This is a genomic window from Candidatus Hydrogenedentota bacterium (genome assembly GCA_019695095.1).
In the GTDB taxonomy this organism is placed as follows: domain Bacteria; phylum Hydrogenedentota; class Hydrogenedentia; order Hydrogenedentales; family SLHB01; genus JAIBAQ01.
Genome location: JAIBAQ010000012.1, coordinates 53408 through 70150, shown reverse-complemented (window position 1 = coordinate 70150; position 16743 = coordinate 53408). Strand labels below are relative to the sequence as shown.

12 protein-coding genes are annotated in these 16743 nt (G+C 54.3%); 5 read left to right on the top strand and 7 right to left on the bottom strand.

Translation table 11 applies throughout. The features are described 5' to 3' along the window. A partial coding sequence (locus K1Y02_03905) for a hypothetical protein (protein ID MBX7255486.1) occupies positions 1 to 819 on the top strand: 819 nt, incomplete at its 5' end. A gap of 121 nt (positions 820 to 940) precedes the next feature. On the opposite strand, the gene K1Y02_03900 is transcribed toward K1Y02_03905, so the two are convergent. Further along, on the bottom strand, positions 941 to 1831 hold the full coding sequence (locus K1Y02_03900; GenBank protein ID MBX7255485.1) for a DUF1559 domain-containing protein: 891 nt from the start codon (positions 1829 to 1831) through the stop codon (positions 941 to 943). A gap of 291 nt (positions 1832 to 2122) precedes the next feature. Here K1Y02_03900 and K1Y02_03895 point away from each other — a divergent pair, with 291 nt between their 5' ends. Beyond that, entirely contained in the window at positions 2123 to 2995 is an 873-nt protein-coding gene (locus tag K1Y02_03895; protein MBX7255484.1) for a helix-turn-helix transcriptional regulator, read from the top strand. A gap of 27 nt (positions 2996 to 3022) precedes the next feature. Here K1Y02_03895 and K1Y02_03890 read toward each other — a convergent pair whose 3' ends face one another. From K1Y02_03890 to K1Y02_03880, 3 genes are read right to left on the bottom strand one after another with little or no spacing between them, the layout of a single operon-like run. After that, positions 3023 to 3472, bottom strand: coding sequence for a DUF1569 domain-containing protein (locus tag K1Y02_03890; GenBank protein MBX7255483.1), 450 nt, complete (start codon positions 3470 to 3472; stop codon positions 3023 to 3025). Between the two features lie 28 nt (positions 3473 to 3500). Continuing rightward, positions 3501 to 3944, bottom strand: coding sequence for a DUF1569 domain-containing protein (locus tag K1Y02_03885; protein MBX7255482.1), 444 nt, complete (start codon positions 3942 to 3944; stop codon positions 3501 to 3503). A 50-nt stretch (positions 3945 to 3994) separates the two neighbouring features. Next, a complete protein-coding gene (locus K1Y02_03880) occupies positions 3995 to 5206 on the bottom strand; it encodes an ABC transporter permease (GenBank protein MBX7255481.1) in 1212 nt (403 codons plus the stop codon). Positions 5207 to 5584: 378 nt separating this feature from the next. On the opposite strand from K1Y02_03880, the gene K1Y02_03875 reads away from it, so the two are divergent. Both K1Y02_03875 and K1Y02_03870 read left to right on the top strand, forming a co-directional pair. Beyond that, the gene (locus K1Y02_03875; GenBank protein ID MBX7255480.1) at positions 5585 to 7615 is read left to right on the top strand and encodes a sulfatase; all 2031 of its coding nucleotides are present in this window, start codon (positions 5585 to 5587) and stop codon (positions 7613 to 7615) included. 97 nt (positions 7616 to 7712) lie between these two features. Beyond that, positions 7713 to 8948 carry a hypothetical protein gene (locus K1Y02_03870; protein MBX7255479.1) on the top strand — a complete coding sequence of 412 codons (1236 nt, stop codon included), beginning with the start codon at positions 7713 to 7715 and terminating at the stop codon, positions 8946 to 8948. Between the two features lie 145 nt (positions 8949 to 9093). Here the strand turns inward: K1Y02_03870 and K1Y02_03865 are convergent, their stop codons facing one another. After that, positions 9094 to 10482 carry a polysaccharide biosynthesis C-terminal domain-containing protein gene (locus K1Y02_03865; protein MBX7255478.1) on the bottom strand — a complete coding sequence of 463 codons (1389 nt, stop codon included), beginning with the start codon at positions 10480 to 10482 and terminating at the stop codon, positions 9094 to 9096. 123 nt (positions 10483 to 10605) lie between these two features. Continuing rightward, positions 10606 to 11907 (bottom strand): hypothetical protein, encoded by a 1302-nt coding sequence (locus K1Y02_03860; GenBank protein MBX7255477.1) that lies wholly within the window; start codon positions 11905 to 11907, stop codon positions 10606 to 10608. A gap of 672 nt (positions 11908 to 12579) precedes the next feature. On the opposite strand from K1Y02_03860, the gene K1Y02_03855 reads away from it, so the two are divergent. After that, positions 12580 to 13080, top strand: coding sequence for a hypothetical protein (locus tag K1Y02_03855; GenBank protein ID MBX7255476.1), 501 nt, complete (start codon positions 12580 to 12582; stop codon positions 13078 to 13080). 418 nt (positions 13081 to 13498) lie between these two features. Here the strand turns inward: K1Y02_03855 and K1Y02_03850 are convergent, their stop codons facing one another. After that, positions 13499 to 16444, bottom strand: coding sequence for a tetratricopeptide repeat protein (locus tag K1Y02_03850; protein ID MBX7255475.1), 2946 nt, complete (start codon positions 16442 to 16444; stop codon positions 13499 to 13501). Positions 16445 to 16743: the final 299 nt, after the last annotated feature.

Here is a 16743-nt window from a genome sequence, read left to right as displayed (position 1 = left end):
GTGGGGTGTCATGAGAACCGAAATTCCGCGCCGCCAATCAATGGACCTGCCCGTGCTCTGGCTTTGCAGCGCCCCCCGAGCAAGCTCGACGGTTGGTACGGAGCGCCGCGGTTTTTCAGCTATGAGCGCGAGGTGCAGCCGGTATTCGACAAGTACTGCATCGAGTGCCACGACTATGGGAAATCCGCCGCGGACAAACTAATTCTGGCAGGAGATCCCGATCTCGTGTTCAATGCCTCTTACAATGAACTGTTGCGCAAGGGACTCATCCATGTTGTCGGCGCAGGACCGGCTCAAGTGCAGTCCGCATTCTCGTGGGGCTCCCATGCCAGCAAACTTGTGAAGCGCATCCAAGAAAACTATCACCTTGATGCGGAGAGCTTCGACCGTATCGTGACGTGGTTGGACCTCAATGCGCCTTATTACCCAAGCTACGGCAGCGCATATCCGGATAATCCGGGAGGACGTAGCCCGTTGAGCGCGGGCGAAGTGGCACGGCTCACCGAATTGACGGGCATCAAGTTCGTGGACTATCTGGATTGGGCAAAGGCGCTTGGGCCGCAGATCAGTTTCGCTCGTCCGGATCTCAGTCCGTGTTTGGCGGGTCTGAGCGACAGAAGTCCGGGCGCCTACCAGGAAGCGCTCGCCATCATCCGAACAGGCGGAGAACGTCTGGCTCAGCGCCCTCATCCCTACGACGATCCGGCTCAATTGTGCGCGACAGACCAAGAACGCGAGAAGAAGTATCAGGCGCGACGCGCCATAGAGTTGGCTAATCGCGAGGCAGTCCGCAGCGGAACGAAGCGGTACGACCAGTAGACCAGCGCTCGTTTCTCAAGCGCTCATACTGCCTAAAACAAGCCCGGCCCGCCGAAGATCGTCACATTGATCCCCAACGAGCCGAACTTGTGCGTTGTGCGTGGACAGTTTACCCCTGTGCTTATCCGAGCGCGGTCACGATGGCCGCGAACGCGCGCGACGCGACACCTTCGCCCGGATACTTGACGAAGCTAACGTGGCCGTCCATGAAGAGTACGTTCGCTCCGCCGGGGATATGATTGAATTGAGTCGCTGTAATTTCCAGACCGTCAAACATGATCTCGATTTCGCTCTGTGCCTGAGAGGACGCAGCGGCATTGTTGATATCGCTGATGAAGAAACGCTCGATGCCTTCGCGAACTCGCATGCCCTTCTTCGCACCCCATTCGATGTCCTGGTCGATAATGGAAATTGCGTCGCCAGGAGTCTCGGCTTCGCCCAAGTCCTCTAGAAGGCCCGACAATTCGTCAACGAAAGCCGTGTCGACATAACTAAGGACTGTCGTCAGGTCGATGTTGGCATCGTTGGGATCAACGCCTGGATTGACCAGGTCTTTCACCCGCAGCACCCAACTGAGATACGTGTAGGAAAGCGTTCCGAACCTGCAAGGATTCAGAGGTAGTTCCGGATCCCCCAGTTGGAACCATCCGTCCTTCTCGAATGCCCCCGCGCCGTCGCTATCGGAAGGACACACCAACACGTGCGCGTCGGTCAGGTATTCCGGAAAGATCTGGCTTCCTTGAGGGAAGAAGTCAGAAGTGATCGACGTGCAGTCCCCGGCAATGTTATTCGTCTCCGTGAGCACGTGCAGCGTGGGGTACTTCTCCCCTTTCGATTCGCCGGAATACATCTTGAAAACGATACCCATTTGCTTGAGGTTGTTTTGGCAGCTTGCGCGACGGGCGGCCTCGCGCGCGCGCGCCAAGGCCGGGAGCAGAATCGCAGCCAGAATGCCTATGATGGCGATGACAACAAGAAGTTCTATCAGCGTGAAGCCATTCTTTCTCGACATGATCGTGTATCTCCTTGCGGCAGACGCAGTGGTCCGTCCGCGTTTTGTACCAAACCTAATCAGCCTCCAATTCGCGCCGACGCTGCCATGGCCATGTACCTGCGTACTCGTGGTACGTCCCCTTGATCGAATCGTATGTCCAATGCGCAATTCTTGCAATGGGTGCAACTATCCGATACCTTTGTGAAGCTATACTTCGGCCGCAAATCACACGCGGCTTATGCAAGGTCACGCACAGTGACCCGGGGGTGAGTAAGACCCGTTCGCAAGGGGTGAATAAGCAGGCAGCCGATGCCGAAACAATCAATCAAGCGCGAAATAGGTGACGTGCTTCGATGGTCGCCGAAGTGCAAAGAGCACTTCTTCCCGTGGCGGTCGCTGGCGAAAGATGTGCGCGACGCCCGTTCAATCGCCGAGGCGGGAATCACGGAGTGTCACAGAGGGTATCTGCTAGAACGATTCGAGCCGCGCTACCATCTCTTGGTCTATCCGATGAATGGAACGGGAGAGGTTTATGACACCGCCCACACGACGACGGTGCAGCCCGGAGAGTTGCTCATTGCGCCGGCACAAAAGCCCTTTGGCTACCGGCCCAAGAGCGCTACGTGGCGGTTCATGTGGTGGCACCTCCTAACCGACGAGTCGTGGGGCGGACTCGCGAAACGGGAGCTAACGGTGCGCAAGACGGTTTTAAGCGAGCCCCTTCGGAAAGCCACTGAGGAGTTGTTGCGCGAGTCGCGCGGACGGTCGGACAGTCATCGCGAAATCAGCGCGGCCTACGTTCGACTCATAGCGCTGTATATTCGACGTGAACTCGCGGCGAGCATCGGGTTTGCCCAAACCGAGACCGGCGACCGGCTCGAATACCTCCACTCACTCATAAGCTCGGATCTTGCGCGAAGATGGACCGTTGAAGAAATGGCAAAGGCAATCGACGTGTCCAGCTCTTATCTCCACCGCCTCGTTCGCCAGCAATTCCGGATGTCGCCGATGAAACTCGTCACGAGTTTGCGCATGGAACGCGCGCAAGAGTGGTTGATCACACACGACGCCCCTCAGCGCGTCGTCGCGGAACTCGTCGGCTATCAAGACGAGTTCGCGTTTCTGGTCGCGTTCAAGCGCTATTGGAGCGTCACGCCGAAGCAATTCCGCAAACGAGGGTAAGTCGCTGCAATTCGCCCGTCACGTTGTCTACACGCCAAACTGACGCAAATGGTGCTCTATGTGAACAACATGAAGGCGCGCCCATTCGTCAACATCGAGGTCGCCGAGAACAGGATGGCGGACCGGTGATAGCTCTCCGGCTTGTACAAGCCCGAGGTATTCCTCAAGTACAGCATGGAGCGTTTCGGCATCGCTGGGTGCGGGAGTGGCGGGCATACCGGGCGCGCGAGGCGCCTTGATGTTCTTGGGGATGCGGAGAAGTCCCCACCGGAGCAGACGGCGCAAAACGACCTTCGTGAACCAATTCCCGATGTCCTCGTATTCCTGGCCGCGGCCCATTGAGTAACGCAGGACTTCGACCAGGTGGCCGATCATCTCGGGCGGTGTCATAACGCCCCACGCTGGCCGGGCCAATGGCTTTATCTTCTCTACGCGGCGGACAACGTCGTTTACGTAGTCGTGGTCGAATGCGTGCATGATCAAGAGCGCCCTCTACTCACGAAGTTCATACTCCAAATTGCCGCGCGTGATGATCCATGTGAAGGGCATGCAGACGAGACCAGCCGCTTGCGCCCAGGTCTCCAAAGTAGGGATGCGGCGGAGGGGCAAAGCCGGGTTGCCCGCATCGATCAACGAACTCGTTGAGTTCGATTGAAAGCGCGGTGGCATCGGCAACACCTTCGCCGGGTTCGAAGATTCGAGGCGCTTTCGCGTTCCTGGGCATAGACAACAGGCCGCTCAGGACCACGGGCCTCGCAATGGCTTGAAGGAAGGGATTCCATTCGCGGGGCGATACGCCTTCTTTGCCAAGAGAGTACCGAACGGCATGCGTGCAGTGGGCCAGCATTTGTGGAGCAGTCATTCGGCCCCAACGCGGAGGCGTGTCAGGACGCAAAGCGCTGAGGCGTCTCGTCAGGTCGTCCACGAACTGCCGATCGGTTCTGGGCATAGGCCGTTCCTCTGCGGGAAAGCATCGCTGTTATGGGCTGAATGCCGTGCTTACTCGTACCGCAACGCTTCGACGGGATCGGTGCTGGCGGCTTTTAGCGCGGGATAGGCGCCGAAGAACACGCCGACCGTCGCGCTGAACACGAACGCGACGAGGATCGACCACGTCGAACAATAGACCGGGAAAGCCGGGTAAATTAAGCGCATCACAAAGGTGCCCGTGAATGCGAAAATTACGCCCACAAGCCCTCCGAAACAACTCAAGGTGATGGCCTCAATGGCGAACTGCAGACCGATATCGCGGCGTGTCGCGCCAACGGCCTTGCGGATTCCGACCTCTCGCGTCCGTTCACGCACGGAAACGAGCATGATGTTCATGATGCCGATACCACCGACCAGTAACGAGATAGAAGCGATACCGGAGAGCATGATCTTAAGGGCCAGGAATATCTTGTCCAAGGTTGCCAACATGGTGGTCTGATCGGTGATTGTGAAATCTTCCGTGTAGTCGTGCGCGTAATAGAGAATGTCACGGATGGACTTCGCCGCCGTCGCGGTATCTTCCGGACTGGAGGCTTGAACCACAATCTGAAAAAGCTCGTCCTCGCCGCCGTAGAACATCTGTTGCCCGCTCAACAAAGGAACGATAACGAGATCGTCGGCGTTGATACCCAGCGTCACGCCCTTGCTCTCCATAACGCCTATCACGAGGTGCTTGCTACGATTGATGGATACGCGCTCATTGAGGGCGTTCTTGTCGCCGAATAACTCGTGCTTCAACTGAGAGCCGAGCACGCAGACCTTGTTGTTCTTCTCAAGATCTTTCTCATCCAGGAAACGGCCCGTGGAAACATGGACGTCGCGAATTGGCTGCATGGCGGGCGTAATCGCAAACACCATGGTATTGCGTTCACGGTTTTGGTACTTCACGGCCCCGGCGCCGACGACTTCTGGCGAGACTTCTTTGATACCTTTTCCGCGCCGTTTGATTTCTTTGGCGTTTTCGTAGGTGAGCCGTCGAAAGCTCCCCGCGACGAGCGGCATCATACCGGAGGTTTCCTGTTTGCCGGGCGTGATGATCAGGAGATTTGTGCCCATGTTGGCGAATTCCTTCGCCACATAAGTCTGCGCGCCCTCACCAAGGGCCACAAGCAAAATCACCGACAGAACGCCAATCGTCACGCCTACCATCGTCAAGAAGGCGCGGACCTTGTTCTGTCTGAGAGAGTCGAAGGCGACCCACAGATAATCGAGAAAGACCATGAACACTCCGTGTCGTGAAATGCGCCGTCCCTGGACAAGATCGGGAGCAGGGCAACCGCATGTATTCTAACATATGTGAGGGGGCCTAACGAAGAATTGACAGATGCATATACGGAAATGCGATTGCGGTATTGCGCCTGCGAACGTGAGAAGGAACTACGATTTAGTTTCCTATGACTCCCTCGATAACTTGGTGAGTTGCACGAACCTACGCAGCCCCGCTGCTATCAGACTATGTGTTGCCCTTCGGATTACTGGTCTGGCAACTGCCAGAAATGCAATTATTCCTCTTCAAATCTCAGAGTCACGTTTTACATTGGTTCATGTGTGCACTCCTGCCAGTTGAGCGAGGGCCCCATTGAATAAGGAGGTAAGTGCGTGAGCATTGAGATACCTGGCCCGAGAGACGTCTCAGCGACCTCAAGTGTTCTTTCTAGCTTTCAATCTGGCGTTTTGCCCAAACCCATCGGAGAGCAGACCGCATTGAGCAGTGCTTTTCAGAGCCACAAGATTTCGTTTCTCGCGTGCCTGAGCATCGCTTTTCTCGCTGTATTTAGTGGCTGCGATAGAGACTCCAATCATCCAATCTCAGACAATTCATCTGTGATGGACAGTCCTGGTGTGGCTGAACCGAATGTCTCCACAGCTTCGCTTCCAGTCCCAAAGCCTGAACCAACTCCTGATGTGGAGGCTGCTCACGCCAAGCCCAAATCAAGACTAAATGTGATTTGGATTTTGCTGGACGCCGGACGAGCTCAGAATATGAGCGTCTACGGATACGAGAGGGAGACTACGCCTAACATCAAGCAACTGGCCGCAGAAGGTACCGTTTTTGAACAGTGCTATTCTCAGGCCAATGGGACATCTCATTCAGTCCCTTCGTATATGACCGGACGCTATTTTCCCGTCCGGTGTCTTTCGACAGGGTCTTGGCACAAGCTCTACAGAACGCCGCCAAGCGATGAGAAGTTGTTACCGGGAATTGTGCGCGAAAACGGTTACAAGGCTGTAGCTTTTTCGGCTCACCCTTGGTTCGTTCGGGGCTCCAGGATATACGAGGACTTCGACATATTGAACTTAGTTCGTCCGAGGGATGGACTGGCTTATGCTGAGTTCGATGACATCAATAGCGAGACATTCAGGTGGCTGGAAACTTCAATGTCTGAGCCGTTCTTTCTGTATCTGCATACGATGGATACCCATGCTCCGCACTACCTTAAACAAGGTTACGACCAGTGGGTGGACCGGCAGTATGCCGCAAATCCGGACCCGTCAAAGCCCTTTAGCGCTAAGCACCGGTCGTATCTCATGGGACTTTACGATGGGAGGTTTCTTTGGGCGGACTACCAGATCGGTATTCTGGTTGAGAAGCTGAAGTCTCTCGGCATTTATGAGAACACAATTCTTGTCATTGGTGCTGACCACGGCGAATGCGTTGGCGAAGATGGTTATACACTTGACCACCCGCCTTCGCTTACGGTTGACCAGTTGTTCCACGTGCCACTGGTCATGCGAGGTCCTGGAATTCCTGCTGGAAAGCGGGTAGCGAAGCTGGTCGAAAATGTCGACATTGTCCCGACGTTAATAGAACTGCTTTCATTGGAAACAAATACGATTACAGACGGGCAGAGTCTTGTCCCTCTGATGCACGAGAACCCCTCTAGCGATTCTCGCCGATATGTGGTAGCTAGCTTTCCTGACCGCAGTGACGACAAGCTTACTTGGATAACAATTCGAAGCAAGAAATACCGTCTGGAGTACCTCCCCGAAACCGACACATCTCACCTTTGGCAGCTTCCCGACAATCTTGAAAATCGCAAGGATGTTGCCTCGGAATTCCCAGATGAAGTTGCTGCGTATCTCAAATACGTGCGCAGCGAGCTTTTTCCCAAGTGGTATCAGTATGTCTCCCTGCCCAGAACTACGCCTCGTCCATTCTCGCTACCCGTTTCCCCGGCATTTGCCTCACCCCCTCAAGCTTTTGTAAGTGAAAACCGTGTTGACGACAGTAAGTGGACGTGCAACTACTTGAATCTGACTTCTACTCCGGAAACGGAAGACTGCCCACCCATCACTATGAAGTACGATGTTCCCAACGGTTTCTATCGAGTAGAAATGGAATTGCGACCGTTTCAGAGAGGTTCTGCATTGAAGGTAACAGCTCAGACCGATAGTGCGCCCAAATTGGTTGTTAGTACGAGAATTCAAGAAAGCCGCGATCTCGTGACGATCGGAGAGTATGAGATCAGTGATGGCTTTTTTACGGTGACGATCGAGCAGGGAGCCAAAGACATCGGAGCGAGTCTATCGACTTTACGCTTTATCCCCGACTCTTACTTGGGAAAGTCCGAGAACTCTCGCAGCCAGAGCGAACTTGAACAACAAGTCGAAGCCTTGGGATATCTGTAGACGTGGAGAGATTGCGGTCTACTCTCCGTACTCTGAGCATTCCAGACATGGAGAAATGTTGATTAATCTTCCGATGCGTGCCAGGAGTCCGCTGATTATGAGAAATCAAACCTTTCTGCGCATTGTGTCCTTGACGGTGTTTATTGGCATATATGCTGGTGCTCAAACGGATAAAAAGGCCGCTACAGAATCCTTGCCTACGCCCGCCGCCGAACCCGTGAAAGTAGTCGCGGAATCCGGGCAAGTGAACGAGACTGCTTTGGAGGTTTCCACACTCAAAACGTACTCCGAGTCGAACCTCATTCCAAACGGAGATTTCTCGAATTGGCTACGTAATAAAGAGCTGCCGGAGGACTGGTCTTATGGATCCAAAGACCCACGGCAAGACAAGGCCAGCACAATTGTGCCGTACGAGGGACGTACATACGACAATTGGAGAGCAGTCAAGCAAACGTGGCACAAGAATGACGGCGCGGAATCGGTGTTTCGCCAGTTTGGCGTGACGCTGAGCGGTTTAGCCAAGAATACCCGCTACCGACTAACATTGAAATCAAAGAATCCGTCCGGTCGTGTTGTAAGGGTGGCTGTTTGGTCTGTTGTGGATTCCGCAAACCAGAAGGTCGAGCGCATAAATTCATTTTTAATCACCGTAGGCAAATCTGATGACCTTGTCGACTATTGGGCAGACTTCGACTCTGGAGAGTCTGACACAATTCGTATAGTGACGCTGTGTGCGGATTCGCAGTTCCCGGTCGAGGTCGTGTGGGATAAATTCACTCTGGCACGTGTGCCAGAGCAGAGCGAATCACTTGTTCGTAATGGGCGATTGGGGAATTGGCCAGACGGACAGCGACTTCCTATTCATTGGACTCACGCAGTGGGATATACGCTGCAAAATATGCCCTCCTTAATCGAGCGCTACAAAGGAAATACTCCGGCTCCTGGCTATGTGGCGGTTCAAACTTGGCGTGAATCGGATGTTGCAGATTCCATATACAAGCAGTTCGGGCAGACGATTGAGAATCTGAAGCCTCATACTCACTACCGTCTATCCGTTAAGGCACTCAATCTTTCAGATTGGACCGCAATGGTTGCAGTATGGGGTGTAGATTCCAGCAAGGAGTCTCAACAGAATCTGTCGCCAGCATTCATTCTAGTGAGACCCTCGAAGGAATTCGGTTTCCTTGATTATTCAGGCGAGTTCGATACGGGCTCATACAGCACAATTCGCATTGTTACATGCAGCAGGAAGGCAGGCACGAAGGTCGCGTGGACAGCGTTCGAAATGAATGAGATGGGGCCTTCCAAATCACCATTACCCAATACTCCGTAACTCGAAGTCTGAACGCGTACGTCTGCCCGACTGCCAAGACGCACTTGGCGCATTGGCCACGCCTTGCCCTTCAACAAAGGGCAGGATACTCCTCGAAGCCGGCTCTGTGATGCTCGGCAAATAGACTGCTTTCACGGTGTCTCTGCTAGGCCTTCTGAGAAGCCAGACTGCGCATCTCATCGAGGCGGAGTATCCGGCTAGATAGGCACGCCAACACGAATAGCAGAGGGCACGTGAGGGCGAATATGCTGTTCGCAAGAACGCTGGAAAGCACCAGACCTGCCAAGAAAAGGAAATGTAGCCCCAGGAATCTTGTCCAAGAAACGCGCAGACCGTAACGCGACACATACCAAACTTGCGCGGTATCTGAGAATGCTCCCGATAACACTGCGGCGATTCCCGCCCCAACCATACCCAACCACGGCACGAAAATGATGTTGAGAGTGAGGCTCAAGATTGCAGTAATCGCGTTTACGATGGTTATGGCTTTGGGCTTTTCGAGCGCGATCAGGGTCAGGCCGGCAATACCCGCCTGCAAACATAGTATGCCCGACGCAAGAACCAGCCCCATGGAGCTTAGGGCCGATTTGTATTCTGGAGGAAACAGTAGCCCGACTAGCCAATCCTGTACTGCGACCAACAACAGGACTCCGGTATATCCCGCGGCAGTGAAAGTAAAACTGACGGCATTGAGCAACTGGGAGGCTTCGGCATGGTCATCTTGAGCGACAAGGGCGGACATTCTTGGGAGAAAAGGAGTGAGCGCAGAGACGGTGATCCGGTTCAGATAGGCGGAAAATCGCTTAGGTATAAACTCAAAGTAAGCTGCGGCGGCGGGGCCAAGGAGCCACGCAATTATGAGTGTATCGCAACGTGTGGATGCGAAACCGAGAAGGTTGTTTAGAAACAACGGAACAGTGAACCTGACCGCCTTCCTATACTCGTGCCAATCGGCATCGCGCTTTCGAAATCGCGGTAGTGCGTAGCAGAACCACAATGCGCCAAAGAGATACGTGAGCATGGTCGCCAGCAGCAAGCCGGTGAGTCCAGTGTACAGGTACCAGAGCAACACGACGATCATGACAAGATTCACGATAGCCGTTGCGATCAGGCCGGCTGCGCGTGCGCCGTAGCGGTCGAAGCCTGCAAGAGCGGCCAACGCATTTTCGCGGAGATTCCCCAACAGCACTAGCAAAGGGAGCGCCCACAAATACGGGAAAAGGGACACCCAGCTTTCGTTCGTTGAAATCACCGTTGGATCATCTACCACGATCCAAAGTAGATATACGGGAACTGCGAAAGCGACGGAGGTCATGATTTGGTAGAGGAGTGCCGACCATGCAACGCTATTTCGGCGATCGGGAGCGGACGACACGATGAGTTTGGGCAACGTGAAAACCAGGCCGAAGTTGTTGAACAGCATCAGCAACTCGCTGAGGAGAAGGAGTAACGCGAAGACTCCGGGGGCATTATTATCGCCTGCGCGGTCGAGCGCGTTGGTAAATATGACGGCCGCCAGAATTCCCGCCGCCATCGTGACTGCCATTCCCAAAGTCGAAAGGAAGGAGCCGCGAAGGAATGTTGACCCCCCGCGTATCATCTTTGTTGTTCCCAGAGTAGGGCAGCTTCCATACGGGCAGGCTTACCGCATGGAACGCTATGCGCGCACTGTCTCACGAACCCCAGCCACGTATACTTTGGCCAACACCATGAGCCAATAGTGAATCGGCACAATAAGTATGCCCAACATAGCCGCGGCAATGACCATAAGACTGCGATGGGGCCCTGTCTTTGTGTCGGGTGGCACGGCCTTGTTCGCGAGTTTGAGGTCGGGCACATTTTTGGCTTCCGCGATGCGGGCGGCACCGTAGTTAACCGCCAACTGCTTGTACTGGACTTCATGCGTTTCGAGGTCGCGTTTGGCATCGCAATACAAACGGTTGTGTTCAGCCACTTGACGTTGGAGGCTTTCAATATCGGATTTCATGCGCGCCAACTCTTCGTCGATAGCCTTCCGCTCAGCCTCCTTGCCGCGCAACTCGGTTTCCACAGTACTCTTCTTCTCGAGTATCTTCCCGTGGACATCGTTGATCTCTTCCGATTCTAGGATATTCTTGGAGTCAGGTTTCTTACCCATGGCATCGATTAGCCAATACGCGTCTTCCGAAGCGGCTTTACGTAAGGAAACCTTGTCGGGCACATTCTGTAGAATGGCCTCCAGCTGAGCCAATTGGGCCTGTCCGCCCGAGATTTCGGTTGTCAATTCAGCGGCTCTGGTCTGGAACTTAGTCACCTGAATATCCAAGTCCATGATACGCTGTTGCCAATTCTTGAGAATCAATTGGCTTTCCAACTCCTCGATCTTCTTTTCATCGGCTTGAAGCTCAACGGCCTTTTCATCCAATTGCCGTTTAAGGAAGTCAATCATCCCCTCCTCGCCCATCTTATCGATTTCGCCCGCGAGCAGAATGCCCTGTTGCGCCCATTCGTTCACGAGTTCCGCGGCGGTGTTGGGGTCATTGGCGGTAAAGCTCAATTGGATAATTGGCTGGTAGACAATATCGTACACAGTCTGCTTGTAGATTCGAATGTCAACGGCCATCGCCTTCGCGACTTCTTCAAGACGCAACTTGGTATTGGTCTTACCGCGGGCTTTGCGAGATTCGATCCACCGTTCTTTAAGGTGAGCAACCAATTCCGAATTCGTCAGCAGGATGCGATAGTCGGGCACCGTCAGCGGCTTCGCCATCAGAAAGTTCACCTCTGTTGCAGGGTGCTCCGCTTTGGAGTCCTCCTTCGACTCACTGACCGCAACGGGAAGCGGCGACAGAATGAGTGACGCGGTAGCGGTATACTGATTCTCTAAAGTCAGGGAATATATACCTACGATGATCGCACTCAGCGCACCCATCGTAATGGCCCGCACGACAAGACGCACTATACCTATTTCGCGCGACATTACTGCCCTCTCAGATGCCCAATTATCACCGGACGTCCCACCGGCGCATGTTTTTGAGTTCTATTGCAGGACCACGGTCCCCGTAAGGTGATTAGACCATATCGATTGCTTTGCAAACAAATCAATACTAGATTCACGCGAATCGCAGAAATCATGCTGACCTTTTCAGTTTAGGTCACTACCGTCATTGCGCTTCGACCTCAACGGATACTACGCGAACGGCGGCATACTCATTGTTCGCGACGTGACGCCTACCTCCCTCAAAGCCGCAGCAGGAATCCACAAGACCGTGTCTATCCCTTCAACCTCACGGGAGTTGACCCTGGGGCACGCATGATTCAGTGCTTTGCGTCCCACCGCCTTGGCGCTTCTTCAAGTCCACCTCGCGATTGGAGATTGCTTCAATGCGAAATTGGGTTGAATCAATCGACGTAATCAAACAGAATATCTGTGGTCATGGTGCGCTCTAGAGTAGAGAGGCAGGAAATTGTGCGAATGTGTACCCGTGTAGCACTGACTTCACTTGCATTATTGGTTCTCCTTCTTTCTTCGTGTCAGAAAGCCAAGGTCGACCCAAATCAGCCTGCTCAATCACTTCCATCTCAAAGTGCTGAAAACTCAGGCACAGAGTATGTTCAGCTTATTTCTGCGGAGAAGACGCAAGTACCTCCGGTGCCGAACTTGATTGAAAACGGGGGGGTAGAAGAATGGATTGACGGCGAGGCGGCGCCAAAGGGCTTCGGTCAAGAATCCAACCAGTACTCGAAATTGATGAAGGAGAGCAGCACGATAGCGGAAGGAAAATTCGCTATGCGTCAAGTATGGTCGGCAAATGACGGTCTCGATTCGTTCTGGAACCAATTGCACACTGTCGTTAACGACATACGGCCTGGCAGGCAGTACAAGCTCTCGTTCAAGGCCGTCAATCGCTCCAAGAACACGTTGGTCGTATTGGTATCGGCGATAAACTCAGCTACTGAAAAGACACTCGCTCAAAGGCCTCCCTTGGCAAGAATCCTCGTTGCTCCGTGCGACAAATTTCAGGAGTTCTCAGGTGTATTCTCTGTAACTGACGCCGAGCCGCTGTCGATAATCATAAACGTATGTTGTCAGACGCCTGATACCGACTTCCCCATGGAAATTGTGTGGGACGATTGGCAATTGCATTACTGAGGAGTCCTTGCCCTGGCCCTCACACCACTTTCAGACTGAGACATCTGGACAGCCTAGTCTCGCCGTCGATCCTTCGTGACGAGTTTGAACGATATTCACACGTCATTCCATGAACGGTCCTATCATTGTGTTGCAAGAAAAGCAGATTGCCAGCCTGATGTCGCTTCAGGTCTGGAGTATTCGCGATCTTACCTGAGATGATGACAATCAATTGGCCGAGATGAATCCATGACTGTGGGCGAGTGGAGGTCTGCGGTGAGGACGCTCCAGCCTTGGTAGTCGATTGCATCGAATAAAACGGCGGCGCCATCCACCGGCGCCGTCTCTCGAAATGGAGAGCATTAGGCACGCAGAATAGCATGTCGGTGACAAATCTTCGGTCATTCAACCTCGTCGGGTGGCGCGAGCAGTCTCCCGGTTAAGGTGAAGGCAGGTCGCCTGCTTGTGAAAGTTGACCATTTGCAGGCTCCTGTACAGGAGGTCTGGCAAGTATCTCGTCAGCCTCCTGCTTTCGAGAAAAGTTCAAATCAAAGTAATCGGCGTAAGCCAGCGCAGCCGTTGCCAGTTGGCGTCCCTTTTGGCTGTCTCCCTCCTGGATAGAAAGCTGCCCGAGATCCAGCGCTATGGCAGGGTCTCCAGGAAGTCTGTCAAACGCGGCCGTGAGGTTCTTCTTGCTTTCTGCAAGGTCGCCCAACCGCAATTGTGCGACACCAAGCGTATGCATGACGTGAGGGTCCTGGGGAAGCTTTCTGGCGGCGCGGAGCGCGCATTCGAGCGCCTTTTGCGCGTCTCCACCTGTTGTCAGCAGGCAGTAGGCCAAATTGTTGTTTCCGATGGGGTCGTCCGGACGGAGTGTTAGAAATCGCTGATACTCGTTAATGGCCGATGGCGCATCATTCTTGCGCTCAAAATACATGCCTCGCTGCAACGACACACTAGGATCATTTGGTCCTGCTTCCAATGCCTTGTCAAGGGACTCTCGCTCCCCCATGTCATCGTCAAGCGCTCGAAGTGCGGCGGCAAGGTTCAGCCAGGCACCCGGCACCGCTGCATGGCGCTGTGCGAGGGACCTCAGTCCGTCCTTTACATCCTGCAGTCTGGCAGCCATGGTCATACTCGTGAACATAAACCGGATAAGGCAGGGTGCTCCCTCTGACACCAAGGGCTCTATATCCTGAAATGCCTCCAGAGCGTCATCGTGCAGGCCGGCTGATTGATAGGTTGCTCCAAGTGCAAAACAACTCACCAGGGCAGCGTCTCTGGAGAGTTCTGCGGCAAGTGCGGATTCGGCGTCGCTGATTCCGGCGGCGGGATGGCCCACAGCCTGCATCAGAATCAGGCCTGCCCGGTCTCCTGAGGGCTTTGCAGTATCCGTCGGAAGCAGGCTGGCAACCGCATCTTCGGACTTGCCCATATTCAATAGTGCGCTGAACCTGATGAGCTGCGCTGTTGGCTGCTGGGATGCGCCGTCGATAGATGTGGCTTTTTCAAGAGCCGGTTCCCACTCGCGCATCATGGTGTAACACAACGCCGAAAGCACCCCCGTTTGCCCTTCCCAATTGGGGGAGGACGTCTCCCCAGCGATAAGGTCAAGACACTCATCCGGTTTGCCTTCATGAAGCAGGATATTGGCGAGTCCCAAGCGCAGCTCCGGTTTTCCAGGAGCGGCCTCGAAAGCCTGACTGAGCACATCCTTTGCTTCGTCGAGCCGGCGCAAGTCCAGGTAAGACTGGGATAGATTGAGCGCGGCTTCAGGAGCCCCAGGGAATATTGCATATGCAGTTTCAGCGGCTCTGCAGGCCTCGTATTCATGCCCACTGCTTCGGAGTATGGCAAAAAGCATCCCGTGAGCTTCCGAGTTGCTGGGATACTCAGTGCTGATTCGCCTGCACACGCTTGCTGCGTGCCTGGACATGCCGGCCATTCGGAACACCTGTGCGGTATTGAACAGACTGACAGCATTGTCGGGCCAGCGCTGGTTGCACGCGGTGAGTGCCTGCAAGGCCCGGGCATGTGCGCCTGAGAGTGCCATCGCGTAGCCCAAGGCATTTTGGCCAAGGAGTCCAAGGTCGTCGTCTCGGGTACTCCATGTTTCAACGGCCTTTAAGGCGTCTTCTCTGTTACCCTCCTTCAAAGCACGCAGATAGAGGCGCAAGGGGCTATCTTCGGCCAGGCTCTGAGCCAATTCTTCAGCCAATGCATGCTTGCCGGTAAAGATGGCCGCCGCCACAAGCGTCTCGCGCAGGTTCTCTCCGCCTTCCTTGAGGAACCCGTCGCGACCTTCCAAAAGTTGGTTGAGAACGGACTGCTTCCAGAGCGTGCGCCAATCTTTTGGGATCTCTAAAGGAGGTGTCCCTTCAGTCTTCAAGCCAGCACCAGATGCATGAGTTGTCGCTCCCCTTGCTGCAGAACTGCCGTTCTGAGCGCGCCTCAATGCCATCTGTACTTGAGTCTCCTGGGGTAAGACTGCAAAGGCTCTTTGAAGATAGCCTGTAGCTTCCTCATTAGCGCCCTTCTGAAGCATGCAAAATCCCATCGCGTAGTTGGCCCAACCGGAGGAAGGGTCTGTAGTCACCGCTTCACGTGCCCGAGATTCCCCCTCAGTAAGCTGTCCTGCCACGACCTGGCTTCGCGCCAGTACCGATTTGGTGTCTTCATTCTCAGGGGCTCTAGCCAGCATGTCCTCCAATTCCGCAACCATCTCGGTGCTCTTTCCCAAGGTCTCATAGACATCTACGAGCGCAACCCGGGCGGCAGTAGAGGTTGTCGAAACGGAGCCCAACACCTTCCTGAGCAGCGTCTCTGCCTCTTTCGCTTGACCCTGCGCGAGGCAGGCCAAAGCTAGATTTACCTTGATGTCAGCGGAATTGGGGAAACGCTCATTTAATGTGGAAAGGGTCGCCAATGCCTCCGCGCTTCGCCCGACAACCAGAAAAGTCCGTCCCAGCAACAGTCCCCCCTGTTCCGGATTGAGTGACGTGTACTGGCTAGCGAGCTGAATGGCCTCATCGGGGCGGTCGAGGTCAAGCAGAAGGTTCGACGTCTCCAGGTATGCGGCTCCCGTCTGGGGTGCACTGGACAAGACTTCCTGGAAAATTGCGAGTGCTTCGTCGAACTTATGTTCCGCCTTCAGGCATCGGCCGTAGCCAAGCTTGGCCATCGCATTGGATGAGTCGACCACAATGGCTTCCTGGTACAGTTCGGCAGCCTCCTGCAATCGCCCGAGCTTAAAGTAAGCATCTGCTTCAAGCCGGTATTGCTCACTTCGGCGGGCCTCACACGAGGATACGAGAATAACGAGGAAAAAGAGGACTGCGATTCCAGCGGCGTAGACGGGCTTGGACAAACCGTATAGAGGACGCATAGCCACTTCCTTTCATGCGAAAGGGCAAAATCAACTGCGAAATACCGTTGACGAATTCGCGCACTAAACGAATCGCAGAATCAGCTGCCTGCGGCCTGAACCAACTTTCAGGAAAGTTCATCCTCGGACTCAATGAGAGAATCAGAGACATTTCCGGGTCCCGCTCAGGGGAATGATACATGTCCCCCATTCACGTTGTTCTCGTGGTAAGCGAATGCACTTCAGAGCTGGTACCGATACGCGTTTGTGCCAAGTAACTGCACAGACTGCCACTGTCACAATCTGGACACTTTTCTGGT

Bases quoted from the DNA above. Each gene is read 5' to 3' on its own strand.
- K1Y02_03900 (MBX7255485.1), bottom strand. From the start codon at position 1,831: ATGTCGAGAAAGAATGGCTTCACGCTGATAGAACTTCTTGTTGTCATC.
- K1Y02_03895 (MBX7255484.1), top strand. From the start codon at position 2,123: ATGCCGAAACAATCAATCAAGCGCGAAATAGGTGACGTGCTTCGATGG.
- K1Y02_03890 (MBX7255483.1), bottom strand. From the start codon at position 3,472: ATGCACGCATTCGACCACGACTACGTAAACGACGTTGTCCGCCGCGTA.
- K1Y02_03885 (MBX7255482.1), bottom strand. From the start codon at position 3,944: ATGCCCAGAACCGATCGGCAGTTCGTGGACGACCTGACGAGACGCCTC.
- K1Y02_03880 (MBX7255481.1), bottom strand. From the start codon at position 5,206: ATGGTCTTTCTCGATTATCTGTGGGTCGCCTTCGACTCTCTCAGACAG.
- K1Y02_03870 (MBX7255479.1), top strand. From the start codon at position 7,713: ATGAGAAATCAAACCTTTCTGCGCATTGTGTCCTTGACGGTGTTTATT.
- K1Y02_03865 (MBX7255478.1), bottom strand. From the start codon at position 10,482: ATGGCGGCGGGAATTCTGGCGGCCGTCATATTTACCAACGCGCTCGAC.
- K1Y02_03860 (MBX7255477.1), bottom strand. From the start codon at position 11,907: ATGTCGCGCGAAATAGGTATAGTGCGTCTTGTCGTGCGGGCCATTACG.
- K1Y02_03850 (MBX7255475.1), bottom strand. From the start codon at position 16,444: ATGCGTCCTCTATACGGTTTGTCCAAGCCCGTCTACGCCGCTGGAATC.